The organism is Clostridium sp. NSJ-145 (assembly GCF_021044725.1).
Lineage (GTDB): Bacteria > Bacillota > Clostridia > Clostridiales > Clostridiaceae > Clostridium > Clostridium disporicum_B.
This window is the reverse complement of record NZ_JAJNOS010000008.1, coordinates 135,199-153,844: the sequence shown is the minus strand read 5'-3', so window position 1 is coordinate 153,844 and position 18,646 is coordinate 135,199. Positions and strand designations below refer to the sequence as shown.

Genomic DNA, 18,646 nt, shown 5'->3' with positions numbered 1-18,646 from the left:
CCCTTATTAATTATTTCTAAATTTCACCAAAACAGTGCTTTCATATTTAACATCTGAATAGCCCTTTTTCTTAGCTAAAGTTATGTTAAATTCAAGTCCAGGTGAATCACTTAATAGTGTACTTTCCATCTTAATAATCCCTTCATTAACAATCATTCTCACATCTAAAGGTCTTATTTTTATATCTATAACATTAGTTGATAGAATCGTTTCTGCTATATCACTTGTACCACTTTCATCATTAAAACTAGCCTTTAATGTTCCATTACTTTCTAATGTTAATTCAAACCTACTTGTATCTTCATAATTTAAAACTATATTATTTATAGACTTCTTATAGTTCTTTTCTTCAACACTATTAATAGGTAACAACGAATATTTATTAAGTGGATCATTAGCAGCTATATTATCAACAATTTCAATATTCTTAGCCTGAGTTCCTAAGTTTAATAATAACTTTTCAATATTTTCTGCTTCATATTGAAGTTCTGAATTTATCTCCGTAGTGTTTAAGGTTTTATTATTTGTGAAAAAGAAAGTATATGCTACTCCTATAATCATTGTGGTAATAGCTAGTGTTATTACTAATTCTATTACCGTAAACCCTGTTGATTTTTTCTTCAAATAATTCACCTCTTTACTTTAGTATCTTCCAATTCTTTGTTGATAAGTATGAGTCTACCTCATATCCATTTGTAGTAGTTTCTACATTTATTAATTCTCCAACATTAACTTCAGCGTCATTTATTTTGCTTCCTATAAAAATATTCTCTAATACATCATAATTTGATGCTATTACTTTTCTTACTATATTTTCATCATATTCTATCTTTACAGTATTTGAAGCTGTATTTTTAAATTCAACATCTCCACCAGCTATAATAATTCCTTTAAAATCAAAATCATCTTCAATATTAATATTATTTTTTACTATAATAACGCCTTGTTTTATTTCTTTATTTCCTATCTTGTTATCTATTATTGTTACTTCTGAAGCTGTATTATCTAAATATACTTGTCCGTACTTTTCATTTAATGTAATACCTTCTACAATTTTTGAAAAATCAACTTGATTACTTACAGTATTAACAACTTGCCCAGCAGAATACAATTCGCTATTATCTTTATCAGAATCTACTCCATTTGTATTTCCCATTGTAAATACATTCCTAGCAAATTCGCTTCTTATTCCATCAATAACAGCATCTCCGCTCCAATTATTGTCATATTGCACTTTGCCAGCTTTATCAATATAAGCTCCAACCGAAGATACATTTCCTTTTAGATTTACTCCACCTGTTTTTAATTCACTTGAATTAGCAGCATAATATTCTTTAATATATTCAGCTTTCTTTTTTAAAGTATCATCTCCATCAATAGATTCAATTAACTGTAAAGGATTGTAATATTTCATAGTTACATTATCTTCATATTCAGCTAATATATCTGTATAAGCTAAGTAATTGCCTTTAACTGCTACAGATTCACCGGTTTTATATTTTTTTCCCTCATTATCAGTAGCATTTATATATGCAACTCCCATAATATACGAATCACCATTAACTGTTATTGAAGATGTAGGTGTATTATCTTCTTTAAGTCCAATTTCATTTACAATAATACTACTTGATTTCATTGCTTTTTCTGCAGTATCTGCTACTGTAGTTTTATCATTTATTCCATAAAAATTAGTATCTATATTTATACTACTTTCAGTTGCATTTAAAGCTAAATCATTATTTACCACTAAATTTTTATTTACATTTAAAATGTTATTTGAAGATGTAGCATCTGTGTTATCTTTACCTACATAAGTATTTAAGGCATAAATATCATTTGTTACAGTAACATTTGTATTATTTTTTAATTGTAGCGTATTAGCAGTATATATATTTCCGTCTATATTTAAAGTGCTGTTATCTACTACTACTCCCCCTCTATATTTATCAAAAACATAATTAGGATTTTCTATATTTTCTTGATTACCCTTAATCCAAATATCACCTTTTATACTTACATTACCAGTTACATTCATATTTCCATCTGCCGTTATAGCTTTACCGTCAAATACAGGTTGAATTTCTATATTTTCCGTATTAGTAGATGCTACTAAACTTCCTTCATAATCTGGAGTTTTTATAACAAATTCTGTAGATATTGTTTTTGTGTTTTTAAATTCACCAGTTAAACTTTCAAAGGTAGATTTAACTTTAATTCTTATCTCACCTTTGCCTTCTTCTATTGACGTATCCCTATACTCGTAATCTAATATTTCTATTACAGGATTAGCAGTTACATCAGCACTTCTCTCATAATTTTTCCAACCAAAACTATCAGTATCTTCACTAAATATCATATATTTATTATTAACTATACCTTGCGCTAGTAATGCATCTGTATCTTTATTTTCTCCTTTATTAGCAGCGCTTTTACCTAAAAACTTAATAAACTCTTCTTTAAAGTCTTTGTTCATTTTTTCATACAAACTACTTATATCTTCAGTAGAATCCTTATACTTTTTAGTTACTTCTTTACTAGCCTTCAATATTGCAGCTTCGCTATTTTTTACTATAACGTTATAAACAACATCAAGCCCTGAATCTGCCTTATACATATTCTCAATACGTCTACTCTCATTAATTCTCATCTTATAATCACTTGTTACTAAAGTAAGTATTGCTGTACTTGTAGTAAATAATATTGCCATAACAACAGTTATAACAACTAAGCTAGAACCTTTTTTCTTTAACTTATTACTCATCAAACTCCCCCCTTACTTTTTAATTATTGTATCCATATATTTTGAGATACTATTCCATTAAATAATGTATTTCCTCTATTACTAACTGTAACTTCTACATTATATAAATCACCTAATGTATTTTTAGTGCTCGATATTATGTTATTAAATATTTTTATCTTACCTATATATGAATTAACTTCAACTTTTCCTGTAGTTGATGAATTCTTTTTAATATATATATTTTTTTCAATATCTGTTTGGTTATAAAAATCTAATTTAATATTTCCTGTAAAGTTATCATTTAAATCAATTAAAATATTATTATCATTACTTATCGGTACCCCAGAATCATTAATCATTTCAATTTCATTATTTAACAAGATAAATATTCCATTACCTATTTTTAAATTTAAATTATTATTTACTATTGGATAATAGCTGCTTACTTCAGACAATCCTGATTCAGTATTTTTGTATAAAGTAACTGTTTTTGAAGCATCCCCTTTAAACTCTAATTTATAATCAAATACTATATTTTCTAAAGGATCTTTACTAATATCTTCATAAGTAAATTCATCGTCTTTAATTAATTTAATTTCTACAGCATATTTATCTATACTGAACTTCCCATTAAAATTATTAAAATCAGCAGCACTTTCATCAGTATTAACTCTTTTTATTCCCTGACCATTTAGTAACTGAAAATTACCATTACTATCTAGCTTTATCTTGTCATAAACCTTCATTTCTTCTAAAAGCTTTTGTCCTAAAAATGCAGCTTCTTGTTTTATTTCAGCTCTCTTATTTGTATTAACTGAAGTCATTACTAATCCTGAAATAGGAACTATTAAAATTGATAAAAGGGCAACACTAATGATTGCCTCTATTAATGTCATCCCTTTCTTTTTATGCTTACATATTCTCATTTCAACACCTACTTATTTTTAACATTAACTGAGTTACCCGAGCTTTGAATTTCAATTCTTGGATTAGATGTATCGTCTTTTTCCACAAATACTTCTACTTTTCTTTCAGTGTTGTTGATAACTTTCAGCTTTACTTGTGAATTATCGTCTGTTCCAACTCTTGCTTCACTTGTTATATTAATTACTATGTTATCTGATTTAGTAGTAAACTCTGCACCTGTCGAAGTATTATCCTTTGGATAATATCCTGAAGTTGTTTTGTATTTGTAATATAATTTACCATCTAACTCATTAAATTCTATCTCTGCTTCTTCAGTTTTTACATTATCTGAATATAAATATGTTGTTCTATCACTATCGTTAGCTCTACCTAAAGTTAAAGTAGGTAATTCTGATGCTGGTGCTCTTAGTAGCATTACAAAATCATTAATATCTGCCTCTGTTCCAAGCTGTTCAATAGTTGAACTATAAGCACCATTAGCTGCTCCTACTGTAAATGGAGTATCTTTTCCATAAGTATTTTCTAATTCCCATTTTAAGTATTCAATATCCTTATCATTAAGCTTTGGAATACCATATAGCTCTAAATTCATGCTTCCAGTAACATCAGTAGTTGATGTTGGAGTTATAGCTAAATTAGTTATATTAATCTTTCTGCTATATCCTTCTAACAATCCTATAAATCTCTTCAATGCATCATAAGAACCATTAAAGCTTATTCCTATTTTTAATTGTTCAGCTGTTGCTGAATTATCTGTAGCAATAGCTTGAGAATTTCCTTCATTTGAAGTTTCCCCATTACTTAAAACAACATTGTTTTCAACTTTTTGTTCACCATTATTATCAGCTAAAGTTGTATCTCGTGAGCCTGTATAACTATCTGCTATAAACTGAAGTGTACTTTCTGTTTTTATAACCTCTGTTACAGTAAAAGTTTCAACTGCTGCGACTTCTATTGGATTAAATGATATATTTGCCTTTAATCCACTTGCAGTTATTAATGTATCTATTTCTAATATTATCTTTTCTTGAAGTATTGTTGGATAAAATATTCCTGATTTCTCTTCAATATTAGAGTTTATTACTTTTATTTCAGATTTCTTATTTTCTAAATTTGCAATAGTTTGCATTGTAGTTGTATATCTATTTTCAACTTCACTTAATTCTGCTCTTTTAATTTCTAGCTTTTCTACTTGATTAACATATACAAATTGATAATAAATAACACTTACTAATACAGTTCCTAATACTCCTAAAAGCATTTTTTCCTTTTTACTAATCTTCATGTTATTCACCATCCTTTAAAGTACATCTTATATCAAATGTATACTTCTCATCACCAGATATTGCACCTATGTAAACTTCTTGAATATTTTTAAGTTGCTTTAAATTATATTGAACTTCAGCAATAGCAGTTCTATTAGTAGATGTAGCTTGCATTGTTATTTCAGTATTAGTAAGATTTAAGCTGTTAAAACTAACTTCTGTTGGCAATGTTGAACTTATCATATTTAGAATCTCATTTGATACAACATCTCTACTCTCAACACCTTTATATATCGTATTTAATTGCTTTTCATAACTACTTAAAAGATTTAACTTAGCTTCTGTTTGCTCTGCTTCTAATAATTTCTCTACAATTGATGGATCTTCTAATTTAGCAGTATAATCAGCTATACTTTTATTAACCTTATATAAATTAATACTATTCCATGCTAATGTCCCAACAATAAATGCTGCTACAAATCCTGATAAGGAGTATTTATAAATATTCTGATTTTTTTGTTCTTTTTTCTTTCCTTGATAAGGGCTAAAAAAGTTAATATCTCTTCTCATATTTCCTCCCTATAATCTAATGATTGCACCTATGGCATTTAAATATCTATCCATAGAAAGCTCTTTTAGTTCCTTTGAAGTAAAATCAACATTATTAAGCTTGTCTATTTTTTTAACAGGCATATTAAATTTATCTTCAACATACTTTTCAATACCCTTAATGTTAGAAGTTCCACCATAAAGGTATATCTTATCTATTTTATTCCCTACACTTTTGCTTAAATAAAACTTAAATATTCTCTCAATCTCTAAAGAAATATTACCTAACACCTTTTTTAATGCTATATTAATAAAATCATCTTCTTTAATATCATCTAAATCTGATTTTTCAATCTTTAATGCTTCTGTTGATTTTGCAGCCATACCTAACTCTTCAGCTAAAGCAAAATTAATATTTTCTCCACCAACTCTCATCATTCTTGTAAAATCAAGCTTACCATTCTTTAAGATTATTATATTAGTAGTAGTTCCTCCCATATCTACAAAAGCAACAGTACACTCTTCATTTTCCTTAGCTAACTCTGAGTAATTAGCTATTTTATTAAGAGAATTATAAGTAACATCTAAAGCATATGGATTTAATCCTATTGAATTTATTAAATTATAATAATCTCTAGAAATCTTATCTGGGTAAGCAATAACATTAACTTTATACTTATTACCACTTTCAGCTTCAACCTCATCTAAAATAATAAATTGAATAACATAATCATTAAGATTAATAGGTAAATATTGCTGTATTTCATATCTTATAACAGTATCCAACTCTTCATCCTCAACCTTAGGAATCATAATTTCTCTGTTAATTATTAAAGATGAATTAGTAGTGATAATAGCATCTGCTGCTTTTACCTTAATATCCTTCAAAGAAAATTTAAGCATTTCAGATAACTGATTTTCATTAAGTATCTTCCCATCAGCAATAGTGCCTTCAGGCGTTACTATTTCAGTACAATTATTTATAACCAATTTACCCTTATGATACTTTCCTGAAGCTATCTTTATAGCACTAGCTCCAATATCAAAACTTACAACATTTCTTGGTTTTTCTATTTTAACATTAAGCTTAGACATAACGCCCTTGCTACTATCCTTGCTATTACCTATCTTAAGCTTTTTTAAATCCTTTAAATCCATTTGACCAAGTTCCTTTAACTTAGAAAAATCAAACTTCTTCTTATTTTCATCTGACATTACTTCACCCCTTAGGTATTATTTTAATCTTTAAGAGATTTACACCTTATCCTATAATTCCGTTTTATAAATTATAGGATAAAGTGTAAAGCATATGCTCTACACTTTTTTCTTAATATTCTTTATATGGAGATTCTGGATATAATTGGATTTTTCCTGCTAGAACTTTAACCCCACCATCTGTATCTATTGTAACCGTAAAGTTATTTACCTTATCTGCACCTGTTGCCTTACTCCCTTTAACTTTAGGCGTAGATTGAAGATAAGCTATTATAGCTTTTTCATTATCGCTAGCTAAATCATCATTGTCTAATTCAAAAGTTTGAGCCTCTGTTATTGTAACTTTTTCTTCTGCGATTAATGCCGCTGTTGCATTTTGAATAGTTTTAGCATTAGCGATATCTGCATTTAAATTAGCTTTTCTTTTAACATCTCCAAATTTAGGAATAGCTATTGCTGCTAAAATTCCTATAATAGCAATAACGATAATTAACTCTATAAGAGTAAATCCTTTTTTCTTGTTTTTTAAGTTTTTAATCATTATAAAAACCCCTCCTATTATGTATTTTTTATTTATTTTAATTTTTAATTAAAACCTACATTTGTGTGTACATATCAAACATTGGTAGCATTATTGAGATAACTATAAAGCCTATTACAACTCCCATTACTACAATAAGTAATGGTTCTATTAATGCTGTTGTTGTTTGAATAGCTTGTTCTACTTCTTCATCATAGAAATCTGCTGTTTTATTTAATATTTCATCTAATTGCCCAGTTTCTTCTCCTATGTTTATCATTGAAGATAACATTTCTGGGAATATTCCTGCTTCTTTTATTGGTTCACTTAAACCTTCACCTTTTGTTACTTCTTCTCTTACTTTATTAATTGCATCTTCTGCAATCTTATTTCCAAGAACTCCTGCAACTACAGGTAATGAATGAACTAATGATACCCCACTAGCAATTAGTGTAGACAATGTTCTTGTAAATCTTGAAACTATTATCTTCTTATTTAATTCACCTATTATAGGTAAATGTAACTTCAATTTACTTATTGTATATATTCCATGTTCTGTTCTGCTATAAAATTTAAATCCTACAATTGCACATATAATACAAATTATTATAAATAAGAAATTCTTTTGTAATATTGCACTAATATTTATAAGAATCTTTGTAGTTATCGGAAGTACAACTCCTTCACTTTCAAACATTTCTATAAATGTAGGCATTACAAATGTCATAATAAACATTACGGCACATACTGCTACAATTCCTAATATTGTTGGATATGTCATTGCAGCTTTTATTTTATTATTTAGCTTATTTTCCTTTTCAAAATGAGTAGACATTCTTAACATCATAGTGTCAAGGTTACCACTTATTTCTCCTGACTCAACCATACTTATAAGAAGTTGTGGAAATACATCATCATGCTTCTTTATTGCTGCAGAAAGCATTTCACCCTTTTTAACATCTTCTTCTATTTCAGAAGTTACTTTTCTAAGTTTTTTATTAGTAAGCTGGTTTGCCATAATATTTAAAGATCTATTTATAGACACCCCTGCATCAATCATTGTATATAGTTGTCTACAGAATATAGCAATATCTTTAGTTGTTACTTTCTCACCAAACCCTAATTCAATATTAGTGCTCTCTACTACTTCTTCTATCATAAGTGGATAATATCCATTAGACGTTATCATTTGAATAACTTCATCTCTTGAATTGGCAACATGATTTCCTTCAATCTTTTTACCATTACCACTCATGGCTCTATATTTAAACTTCGCCATTATTCATTACCACCTTTATATATCGCTTAGTAAAGTAATCGTAGCAAGTTCATTTATTGTAGTTATTCCTTTTAGAACTAACTCTTTACACTCTTGCCCTAGTGTAGTCATTCCATTTTCTAAAGATAAATCTTTAAGAACATTTGGATTTTTAGTTTCATTAATTAAATCTCTATGTTTTCTGGTTATATCCATAATTTCATAGACACCAATTCTCCCCAAATAGCCTGTACCATTACAATGTCCACAACCTTGTCCTTCATATAAAGTAAGATTCTCTTCAGAGTTACCAATTAAAATTTTCTTTTCATAATCAGTTGCTTCATAAGATTCTTTACAGTTAGGACAAATTCTTCTTACAAGTCTTTGTGCAATAACTCCACAGATTGATGTAGATACTAAATACGGCTCTATCCCCATATCTATAAGCCTTGTTATAGATGATGCTGAATCATTTGTATGTAGTGTACTTAAAACTAAGTGACCTGTTATAGCTGCTTTTATTGCTATTTGAGCAGTTTCCTCATCTCTAATTTCCCCTATCATGACTATATCAGGATCTTGTCTTAGAATACTTCTAAGCCCAGATGCAAATGTCATTCCTGATTTAGAATTAACATTAACTTGATTTATACCATCTAACGTATATTCAACTGGATCTTCAATAGTAACAATATTAACATCATCTGAATTTAATTCATTTAATACGGTATAAAGTGTAGTTGATTTACCACTTCCTGTTGGTCCAGTAACTAGTACAATACCATGAGGATTAGAAATTATGTTCTTAAGTTTATTAAGATTATTTTCATTCATCCCTAAATGTTCTTTCCCTAATTTATAACTACTTCTATTAAGTATTCTTATAACTATTTTTTCTCCACTAACTACTGGTAAAATAGAAACTCTTAGATCAACATCATTATTACCTACTCTAGTAATAATTCTTCCATCTTGAGGTACTCTTTTTTCCGCTATATTAAGACCAGCTAGTATTTTAATTCTAGCTACTAATGGAGCTAAGCTTTCTATTCCTAACGTATTAACAGTTTGAAGCTCGCCATCTATTCTATATCTTATTCTTATTTCCTTTTCGAAAGGTTCTATATGTATATCTGATGCTCTCATCTCTATAGAGTTTCTAAACATATAATCTATCATTTTAACAACTGGAGCATTTTTAACATCATCAATTTCTTCAATATTATCAGCTATATTTTTAGATTCTAATGTCTCCTTAGTAAGCTCTTGAGCTGCCTTAGAAACTTGCTCTGTACTATAGTTAAGATCTATAAATTTTTGTATATCACTTTTTGATGATATATAGATTTCTGGTTCTATACCTGTTGATATATTTACATCATCTATAGCAAATATATTTAAAGGGTCAGACATAGCAATTTGAATTTTATTATTTTTAAATCCAAACGGAATTAATACATGCCTTCTACATAGATTTTCTGTAACTAAATTTAATGTCTTATTATCAAATTCAATACTATTTAAATCTATTTTTTCTATTCCTGTCTGAGTTTCAATAGCTTCGAGTATATCTTCTTCACTAATTATCCTGCTTTCAACTAATACCTCTCCAAGCTTCTTTCCTAAAACTCTTTGAGATTTCAAAGCCTCTTGTAATTGATATATCGTTATTTTCCCAGCATCAATTAATATATCACCTAACCTACGTTTTTCACCTAACGCCATTAAAGACCTCCTAAATACTTATATAATCATCTTTTGCGCAATTGTATTCATAATATTATTTATCTATTTTTATTCGATAAGTAATTATTTAACTTCTATTTATATTTAAATTTCTATTATTTCTTTCTAAAATAATCCTAAGTAATATTCTATTAATCTACTTCCATAAATTGATGCTATTATTCCTCCAATAGCTAAATACGGTCCGAAAGCCATCTCAGCTTTTCTATCTTTAAGCTTTAATATCAATATAATTGCCCCTACCAATCCTCCAAATATGAAGGCTAAAAATAAAGTAACCACTATTCCTTTAATACCTAGAAACAATCCGCATATAAGTGCTATATCTATATCGCCTTCACCCATTCCTCCAGTTAAAGCAACTATAGCCCATATAACACCCAAACCAATTGCAGCTCCTGCAATATTTGTCCAAGGAATATTTTTAGTAATTATCCATTCAGCTAATAAAAAAACAATTCCGCTTATTACTCCAAAGATAACTGTTGAATTAAATACATATTTTGTATCAAAATCTATAAATCCAATAACTATCATAAGTGAAGCAAACACTGCAAACTTAAACAGTTCAAAACTAAATCCGTAGTTTAAATAAATTACTACATATAATAAAGCATTTAACAGTTCTATTAGTGGATATCTAATACTTATCTTTTCTTTGCAGCTTCTACATTTCCCACCTAAAAAAGCATAGCTTAATACTGGAACTAAATCTTTAGGTTTAAGCTCATACCCACAGCTTGTACAGTGAGATGGTGGAAAGGAAATAGACTCCTCTCTAGCAATTCTATATATACACACATTTAAAAAACTTCCTATACAAAGCCCAAATAATACGACAAAAAATAACTCCAATATTTATCACCATTTTCATTTATATTATACTTTTCCATTAATTCACCTAAAATTATACACGAAAAAAAAATGATACTTCCACGTAAACTTTATATTTGTCGATAATTTCTATTAATACTATTTTTTATCGCTCTATTTATATCTTTATTAAAATTTGCATTAAACTCACATTTTATTAATACTTTTACTTAACTCTTTCAAATAAAAAAGAAACTGCATTAATTAACCATACTCTGTCAAATAAACAGAGTAGTTAATAAAGCAGTTTCTTTATCAACTCTAGCAATTAATTATTCTCCAATTAATCATCAAATAATCTTTAAAGATTATTAAATTGATTCATAATTGCATTGATACTAATCTTTAGTTATCTCAAATTAATTGCTAATTATTCTTTTTAATTATTTTAGTACATTCCGTCCATTCCGCCCATTCCTGGTGCTGGCATTGCAGGTTCTTTTGCTGGAATGTCAACAACTGCAGCTTCAGTTGTTAAGAATGTAGATGCTACTGATGCAGCATTTTGAAGTGCTGATCTTGTAACCTTAGTTGGGTCAACGATACCAGCTTTAATCATATTTACATATTCTCCATGTAAAGCATCATATCCAATTCCATTTTCGCTATTCTTAACTTTATCTACTATAACAGAAGCTTCATCTCCTGCATTTGTAGCTATTTGTCTCATTGGCTCTTCTAAAGCTCTTAATATTATATTTATACCAACTTGAGTATCTGCAACATCTGAAGTTAATTCAGCTACCTTGTTAATTATGCTAACATAAGCTGTTCCTCCACCAGATACTATACCTTCTTCAACAGCTGCTTTTGTTGCTGCTAAAGCATCTTCTATTCTAAGCTTTCTTTCTTTTAATTCTGTCTCTGTAGCTGCACCAACTTTAATTACAGCAACTCCACCAGCAAGCTTAGCTAATCTTTCTTGTAACTTTTCTCTATCAAACTCAGAAGTTGTTTCTTCTATTTGAGTTCTTATTTGATGAATTCTTTCTTTTATAGTTTCTTTACTTCCTCTACCATTTACTACAGTAGTGTTTTCTTTAGTCACTTTAACACTTTCTGCTTGACCAAGCATGTCTAAAGTAACTTCTTTTAAATCTCTTCCTAATTCTTCAGATATAACTTCTCCACCAGTAAGTATAGCTATATCTTGAAGCATTTCTTTTCTTCTATCTCCGAATCCAGGAGCTTTAACAGCTACACAATTGAAAGTTCCTCTTAACTTATTAACTACTAATGTAGTCATAGCTTCCCCTTCAATATCTTCAGCTATAATTAATAACTTTCTTCCTGATTGAACTATTTGCTCTAATATTGGAAGTATTTCTTGTATATTAGAAATCTTCTTATCAGTTATTAAGATAAGTGGATTATCTAAAACAGCTTCCATTTTTTCTGTATCAGTTACCATATAAGCTGATACATATCCTCTATCAAATTGCATACCTTCAACTACTTCTAGTTCAGTACCCATTGATTTAGATTCTTCTACAGTTATAACGCCCTCGTTACCTACTGTTTCCATAGCATCTGCTATAAGATTACCTATTTCATCATCTGCAGCTGATATAGCAGCAACTCTAGCTATATCTTCTTTACCATTTACAGGCTTAGAACTATTTTTAATTTCTTCTACTGCAACATCAACAGCTTTTTTTATACCATTTCTAAGTAATATTGGATTTGCTCCTGCAGTTACGTTCTTTAACCCTTCTCTTATAATAGCTTGAGCTAAAAGAGTAGCTGTAGTTGTACCATCCCCTGCAACATCGTTAGTTTTAGTTGCAACTTCTTTAACTAATTGAGCTCCCATATTTTCATATGGATCTTCTAATTCTATTTCTCTTGCAATTGATACACCATCGTTAGTTATAAGTGGTGAACCAAATTTTTTATCTAATACTACATTTCTTCCTTTAGGTCCTAAAGTAACTTTTACTGTATCAGCTAGCTTATCAACACCAGCTTGCATAGCTCTTCTTGCTTCTTCTCCAAATTGAATCATCTTTGCCATCTCTCAAAAACCTCCCTATTCAACTATAGCTAAAATATCATCTTGTTTTAATATTGTGTATTCTTCTCCGTCAACCTTAACTTCTGTTCCTGCATATTTAGAATATAATACTTTATCTCCAACTTTAACTTCCATTTCTATTCTCTTACCTTCATGAACAGCTCCTGGTCCTACAGCCATAACTTCAGCTTCTTGTGGTCTTTCTTTCGCTGTACCTGATAAAACTATTCCACTCTTCGTTGTAGTCTCAGCTTCTAATTTTTTAATTACTACTCTATCACCTAATGGTTTTATATTCATCTTACTTCCTCCTAAAAATATACTTTTATTTTTAGCACTCACCATTATTGAGTGCTAACAACTTATATTTATAATATATCTTTTTAGTCTAAATCTTTCAACAACTACTTTTTATATTATTACCTTAATATGGTTAAATATTACCAATTAGAACTATTTATTTTATTATAACTCATTTTTTCATTCATTCTTATAACTTTTCAAACTATTACAAAAATATAAGAGGAACTGAAATTTTCAATTCCTCTTATGTTGCTATTCTCTCTCAAGATTTATATCTTCAAACTCACTTAATGTACTATTCTTAAGAACAGCCTTAATTGTAGTTCTATTATTAATCTTAGTAAAAGCTCCTCTTGCTCTAAGTGGTGGCACTATTGTTCCAGCACCATTTATACATCCACCTTCACACATCATACCTTCTATAAAATTTCCTTGTAATTTACCCATTTTAGCAAGATTCATGGTTTTCTTACAATCTAATCCTGAAACTTGAACTGGTTTAAATTCTGCCTTACATCCACTATCAGATACATAGTTTTGTATAGCTGCTGTAAGTCCTCCAGCCATACCAAATCCTCTTCCAAATATTGAAGCATCATTAACATTTTCGTCTTCCATATCAAAAGGATTTACATCAAAGGCTTCAAATAAAGCTAATAACTCTTCAAAGGTTAATACATAATCTACTGCCTCACTTACTCCTAATCTAACTGCTTCTCCTTTTTTAGCCGTGCATGGTCCAACAAATACTACCTTAGCATCTGGTTCTTTGCTCTTGATATATCTTGCAGTTGCTACCATAGGAGATACTGTTTTTGATATTCTATCTTTTTCACTTGGGTTGATTTTTTCTATAAAGCTTAGGAATCCTGGACAGCAAGAGTTAGTCATATACTTATCTCCTCTTTCCATTCTTTCTACAAATTCATTACTTTCATGAACTGTAACAGCATCAGCCCCTAAAGCTGCTTCAACCATATCTTCAAATCCTAAAGCTTTAAAAGCATTTCTTATCTTACCATAATTCATAGTTGGTCCAAATTGTCCTGTTATAGCTGGTGCTACTACTGCATACATCTTTCTATGTCTTCCCAATCTCTTAGCAACAGGAACTATTAAACTCTTATCTGATATAGCTCCAAAAGGACATGATCTCATACAAGATCCACAGTTTACACATATCTCTTCCTTTATAATAGCTCTTCTATCTTCTTCATTTATATCTAAAGCACCTGTAGGACATGACTTCTTACATGGTCTCATAACTTCAGATATAGCATCATAAGGACATTCCCTTTTACACATACCACATTCTTTACATAATTCTTGATTTATATATGCTCTTCCTGCAACTATATTTATCGCCCCAAAGTTGCAAGCTTCTTTACATCTATGAGCAAGACAGTTTCTACAAGAATCTGTAACATTAAATTTATCTATTGGACACCTATCACAAGCTGCTTCTATAATATATATAATTTGTTCATCCGGTCTTATGTCTATAAGTTCTGTGTCAAAATTATCTCCGTTTGCAAGGTAGCCTGCAGCAAGCTTAGCTCTTTCTAGAACAATTGCTCTTTCTTTATATACACAACATCTATACTGTGCCTTATCACCTTTAATAACTTCATAAGGAACTTTTTCGATACTTTCTAAGGATATTTCATTCTTTTTGGCAAGTTTCGCTACTTCAGTTAATACTTCATGCTTAAGCTTTTTTAATTGGGTTTCAAACTGAAACATATAATCACTCCCTCTCATAAACCTTGTTAATTTTATTATACAATATTTCCCTATTTATTTCTATTTTTTGAATTTTCTGATAACTTTTGCAGTTGTCGAAATCATTGTAAATAATAACTTACAAATCACAACTTATTATTTTTAAAATAAAAAATGGCAAGTTAAAGTTAAAATACTACACAGCTTCTTGATTTTTTTAATCTAATTTAGCTGATTTAACTCATTAACTTGCCATCTATTACATTTAATTTATTCTTAAATTTAATTCATTTGTAACACTTTATGATTCTCAACAGCATAAATATAGTCATCTATATATTCACCTATTCTATCTTTAAGTAGATTTTCTACTGTTAACTCCATTTTTCCGCTTCTAATCTTCTTATATTGATTATGCATATATTGACTTACTAAAGTTAATGGAATATCAACTTGTTTTAAATTTTCTATCATTTTCTCTAAACTATAGTTAACTTCTTCTATCGGTAAGTAATATCTACATCTATCGGACAAACCATATATTCTATCAAATTTTATCTTTTCTTGAGTACCAGAGTAATGATTTTTCCAGTATCCATTATTCTTTACCATATTAAATTCTAATATTTCTCTAAACTTTGAAAGTTCAATATTAGCATTATATTTTAATAGTTCATTTTCCATTAAGTTTAATTCAAATGCTGCTTCTCTAAATCCGTAAGTTAATGCAGGTCCAACCTTTAAAATAATAAATCCATCTTCAACCATCTCATTTAAAGCTTCATCTGTTTGATAATCTGTTGAATGAGCTTCAAATACTAATTCTGGATAATCTTTTAAAGCTTCTGATAATTCTCTTGCTTTCTCTCTATCATATTTCCATACTTGCTCACTCCCAAACTCAACTCCTGGTTGGACAACAACTCCAACAACATATTGCCAAGCATCACCTACTCCATGATTTTCAAAGGCATTTTTAAATGTCTCTATTGTATTAACTAAGTTTTCTACCTTAGTTACTGCTATTCCTTCTTCCTCTTCTTCATCAGCTTGAGCTCCTCCAGGTATCGGTACTTCACTACCTATAACATACACAGGATGTACACTTTCTGGCTTTTCATTTAAAAGCTCAGTATAAGAATCTTCTGCCACTTTACATAACGTTGCAGCTCTTTCTGCAATTAAATCATCTCCAAATACACCATTTTCAAAATCACCGATTATTGGCATGCTTGTATCTATATGAATTTTTGTAAATCCAGCTAATACATATTCTCTAATTAATGTTTTAGAGTTTTCCATAGCTTTTTCTTCACCTAATTTAGTCCATGTTAATGGTCCTAAATGATCCCCACCTAATATAATTCTATCCACAGGAAAATTATTTTCTTCAGCTAAATTGTGAATATATTTCATGAAATCTTTAGGAGTCATTCCTGTATATCCCCCAAATTGATCAACTTGATTTGCTGTAGATTCTATTAATAAGTGCATATCTTTATCTCTTAATCTATCCATAGCTGCCTCTATAACATACTTATTAGAAGAACACACTGAAAATATTCCTGCTTTTTCTCCACTTTTATACTTTGAAACTAATTCTTTAATAGGATGCATAATATAACCACCTCTCACATTTAATTAATATTTTATTTCTCAATCCCATATTTCTACAGGTAATTACCAGTTGTCGTATAGATTTACAATTCTATTTAGTTATCTCTTCTATAACCCATTTAATTAAAGATAACTAACTTTATTTATATATATCAACTCTCATTAAGTAAAATCTATATTATTATTTATTTAATAATTGAACTCTATATTTGAACTTATCACCACGAGCTATCCCAATTGTATATTCTATTAAAGTATCATGATCATAAGTAAATCTCTCTATTCTTAAACTAGGAGCCCCTTCAGGTATCTCTAAATATATGCTTTCTAATTTTTTAGTAATAATAGGTTCAAAATATTCCTCTGCTGAAGTAAGCTTTGCACCAAACTCATTCACAAGCACATCATACATAGGTATACTCTCTAATTTATCTTTACTTAGTCCAATAAATAAATTATATGGTAAATATGTTGTCTCATACATCATCGGTATATCATCAGCTTTTCTTATTCTAGTAATTTTATATACAAGCTCATCATCACTAATCTTAAACATACGACTAATCTTTTCTTCAGCCTTTATTATTTCAAATCCTACAACTTCTGAATTAGGTTTCTTTCCTAGTTTCTTCATCTCTTCAGTAAATGAATAAAAGGAAATTAAGTCCTGATTTAACCTTTTTGGTGATACGAAAGTCCCCTTTCCATGAACCTTATATATATATCCTTCCTTTTCAAGTTGATCTAAAGCTTGGCGAACTGTAGTCCTACTAACATCATATATATCACATATCTCTCTTTCAGAAAGAATTTGTTCATGCTCTTCCATATTTTTTTCTATTTTTTCTACTAATATATTTACTAACTGTAAATATAGTGGTGTCTTTAAATTCTTATCTATACTATTCATTCTTATCTCCTAAACTGGTAATGACCACTTAATATTATTATAATTCTTTTCCTAATATATTCCAACTAGATTTTCTATTATCTAATAAACTTTTCAACGACCTTTTTAGATTCTTTTCTAATTGCAAACACTTAAACTTAAATATCTAAAAAATTTGTCTAAAGCTCAAAAAAATACAATATGTAATTATTAGACAACTTATTGCCCATAACTACATATTGTTAATTGTTTTTTATATGATTATAAATTTTAACTAGCAGTCTTATAGCTACTTCTAAAGAATAATTGATAATTTAAAATATTAATAATTGATATTATAACTAAGAACAATCCTGTAAATTCAATTGATATAACAACCATGCTAATCATATATAGAAGTAAACTAGCTAAAAATATTATTACCACATTCCATATTTTTATATTAGCCTGTTTTTTGCTTATTATCTCCATCATTTGAGCTTCTGATAAATCTTCATTACTATACTTTTTAGAAAGCATATTAGTTCCAATAGTTGTGATAAGCTGTTTACTAACAAAATCACAAATAAAGATTATAAATAATCCTATAATTGATAGTAAGAAAATTTGATAATTACTTACATCTAAAGAAAGCATAACTGTCGATGCTTTAAATGTAGCAAATAAGCTCACTGGAAGCAATAATATTATAGGTAACATTACTAGACTAAACATAAATGTTATTTTTAAGTTTTCTTTAAAAGACTTTCCTTTGTTTATCGTAGCTGTCAAAATAAAAGAAAAAATTAAAATTACTAGTATTGCTATTAGTGCTGTAATAATGTACTTCATCCCATATCCCCCCTTAAATTCATTAATCCCTTTTATACTTTATATAATGTATTAATTATATAACATAATTTATATATTGTATATTTTTTATAATTTTACCTAATTTTTTAATAATTATATGCAATAAAAAACCTCTTTTTTATATAGTTTGTTTAAATATTTTATCAACAT

The 18,646-nt window shown here is 28.7% G+C and carries 16 protein-coding genes; all 16 read right to left on the bottom strand.

All coding sequences use genetic code 11. The features are described from left to right. Positions 1-6 precede the first annotated feature (6 nt). Entirely contained in the window at positions 7-624 is a 618-nt protein-coding gene (locus tag LQE93_RS09075) for a PilW family protein (RefSeq protein WP_231073098.1), read from the bottom strand. 13 nt (positions 625-637) lie between these two features. Then, entirely contained in the window at positions 638-2,761 is a 2,124-nt protein-coding gene (locus tag LQE93_RS09070) for a hypothetical protein (RefSeq protein ID WP_231073096.1), read from the bottom strand. 23 nt (positions 2,762-2,784) lie between these two features. Next, positions 2,785-3,669 carry a type IV pilus modification PilV family protein gene (locus tag LQE93_RS09065; protein ID WP_231073095.1) on the bottom strand — a complete coding sequence of 295 codons (885 nt, stop codon included), beginning with the start codon at positions 3,667-3,669 and terminating at the stop codon, positions 2,785-2,787. An 8-nt stretch (positions 3,670-3,677) separates the two neighbouring features. After that, positions 3,678-4,955 (bottom strand): hypothetical protein, encoded by a 1,278-nt coding sequence (locus tag LQE93_RS09060; RefSeq protein WP_231073093.1) that lies wholly within the window; start codon positions 4,953-4,955, stop codon positions 3,678-3,680. Between the two features lies 1 nt (position 4,956). Continuing rightward, positions 4,957-5,505: a PilN domain-containing protein gene (locus tag LQE93_RS09055; protein ID WP_231073092.1), complete on the bottom strand. Its 549-nt coding sequence runs from the start codon at positions 5,503-5,505 to the stop codon at positions 4,957-4,959. A 9-nt stretch (positions 5,506-5,514) separates the two neighbouring features. Continuing rightward, positions 5,515-6,699 carry a type IV pilus assembly protein PilM gene (gene pilM / locus LQE93_RS09050; protein ID WP_231073090.1) on the bottom strand — a complete coding sequence of 395 codons (1,185 nt, stop codon included), beginning with the start codon at positions 6,697-6,699 and terminating at the stop codon, positions 5,515-5,517. A 112-nt stretch (positions 6,700-6,811) separates the two neighbouring features. Then, on the bottom strand, positions 6,812-7,240 hold the full coding sequence (locus LQE93_RS16890; RefSeq protein ID WP_331000416.1) for a prepilin-type N-terminal cleavage/methylation domain-containing protein: 429 nt from the start codon (positions 7,238-7,240) through the stop codon (positions 6,812-6,814). Between the two features lie 55 nt (positions 7,241-7,295). Continuing rightward, positions 7,296-8,498: a type II secretion system F family protein gene (locus tag LQE93_RS09040; protein WP_231073088.1), complete on the bottom strand. Its 1,203-nt coding sequence runs from the start codon at positions 8,496-8,498 to the stop codon at positions 7,296-7,298. 15 nt (positions 8,499-8,513) lie between these two features. Further along, on the bottom strand, positions 8,514-10,205 hold the full coding sequence (locus LQE93_RS09035) for a GspE/PulE family protein (RefSeq protein ID WP_231073086.1): 1,692 nt from the start codon (positions 10,203-10,205) through the stop codon (positions 8,514-8,516). 126 nt (positions 10,206-10,331) lie between these two features. After that, on the bottom strand, positions 10,332-11,081 hold the full coding sequence (locus LQE93_RS09030; protein WP_231073084.1) for a prepilin peptidase: 750 nt from the start codon (positions 11,079-11,081) through the stop codon (positions 10,332-10,334). A gap of 406 nt (positions 11,082-11,487) precedes the next feature. Continuing rightward, complete coding sequence (groL, locus tag LQE93_RS09025; RefSeq protein WP_055266576.1) at positions 11,488-13,113, bottom strand: chaperonin GroEL; 1,626 nt, start codon at positions 13,111-13,113, stop codon at positions 11,488-11,490. A gap of 15 nt (positions 13,114-13,128) precedes the next feature. Next, positions 13,129-13,413: a co-chaperone GroES gene (gene groES, locus LQE93_RS09020; protein ID WP_231073082.1), complete on the bottom strand. Its 285-nt coding sequence runs from the start codon at positions 13,411-13,413 to the stop codon at positions 13,129-13,131. Between the two features lie 255 nt (positions 13,414-13,668). After that, positions 13,669-15,159, bottom strand: a complete 1,491-nt coding sequence (locus tag LQE93_RS09015) for a 4Fe-4S dicluster domain-containing protein (RefSeq protein WP_231073080.1) — start codon at positions 15,157-15,159, stop codon at positions 13,669-13,671. Positions 15,160-15,420: 261 nt separating this feature from the next. Then, positions 15,421-16,755, bottom strand: a complete 1,335-nt coding sequence (locus LQE93_RS09010) for a class II D-tagatose-bisphosphate aldolase, non-catalytic subunit (RefSeq protein WP_231073078.1) — start codon at positions 16,753-16,755, stop codon at positions 15,421-15,423. Positions 16,756-16,936: 181 nt separating this feature from the next. Continuing rightward, positions 16,937-17,665, bottom strand: coding sequence for a GntR family transcriptional regulator (locus LQE93_RS09005; protein ID WP_231073076.1), 729 nt, complete (start codon positions 17,663-17,665; stop codon positions 16,937-16,939). A 249-nt stretch (positions 17,666-17,914) separates the two neighbouring features. Then, entirely contained in the window at positions 17,915-18,475 is a 561-nt protein-coding gene (locus LQE93_RS09000; protein ID WP_055266586.1) for a hypothetical protein, read from the bottom strand. Between the last annotated feature and the right edge of the window lie 171 nt (positions 18,476-18,646).

Bases quoted from the DNA above. Each gene is read 5' to 3' on its own strand.
- groES (WP_231073082.1), bottom strand. From the start codon at position 13,413: ATGAATATAAAACCATTAGGTGATAGAGTAGTAATTAAAAAATTAGAA.
- LQE93_RS09065 (WP_231073095.1), bottom strand. From the start codon at position 3,669: ATGAGAATATGTAAGCATAAAAAGAAAGGGATGACATTAATAGAGGCA.
- LQE93_RS09055 (WP_231073092.1), bottom strand. From the start codon at position 5,505: ATGAGAAGAGATATTAACTTTTTTAGCCCTTATCAAGGAAAGAAAAAA.
- LQE93_RS09060 (WP_231073093.1), bottom strand. From the start codon at position 4,955: ATGAAGATTAGTAAAAAGGAAAAAATGCTTTTAGGAGTATTAGGAACT.
- LQE93_RS09035 (WP_231073086.1), bottom strand. From the start codon at position 10,205: ATGGCGTTAGGTGAAAAACGTAGGTTAGGTGATATATTAATTGATGCT.
- LQE93_RS09040 (WP_231073088.1), bottom strand. From the start codon at position 8,498: ATGGCGAAGTTTAAATATAGAGCCATGAGTGGTAATGGTAAAAAGATT.
- LQE93_RS09000 (WP_055266586.1), bottom strand. From the start codon at position 18,475: ATGAAGTACATTATTACAGCACTAATAGCAATACTAGTAATTTTAATT.
- LQE93_RS09005 (WP_231073076.1), bottom strand. From the start codon at position 17,665: ATGAATAGTATAGATAAGAATTTAAAGACACCACTATATTTACAGTTA.
- LQE93_RS16890 (WP_331000416.1), bottom strand. From the start codon at position 7,240: ATGATTAAAAACTTAAAAAACAAGAAAAAAGGATTTACTCTTATAGAG.
- pilM (WP_231073090.1), bottom strand. From the start codon at position 6,699: ATGTCAGATGAAAATAAGAAGAAGTTTGATTTTTCTAAGTTAAAGGAA.
- groL (WP_055266576.1), bottom strand. From the start codon at position 13,113: ATGGCAAAGATGATTCAATTTGGAGAAGAAGCAAGAAGAGCTATGCAA.
- LQE93_RS09015 (WP_231073080.1), bottom strand. From the start codon at position 15,159: ATGTTTCAGTTTGAAACCCAATTAAAAAAGCTTAAGCATGAAGTATTA.
- LQE93_RS09070 (WP_231073096.1), bottom strand. From the start codon at position 2,761: ATGAGTAATAAGTTAAAGAAAAAAGGTTCTAGCTTAGTTGTTATAACT.
- LQE93_RS09010 (WP_231073078.1), bottom strand. From the start codon at position 16,755: ATGCATCCTATTAAAGAATTAGTTTCAAAGTATAAAAGTGGAGAAAAA.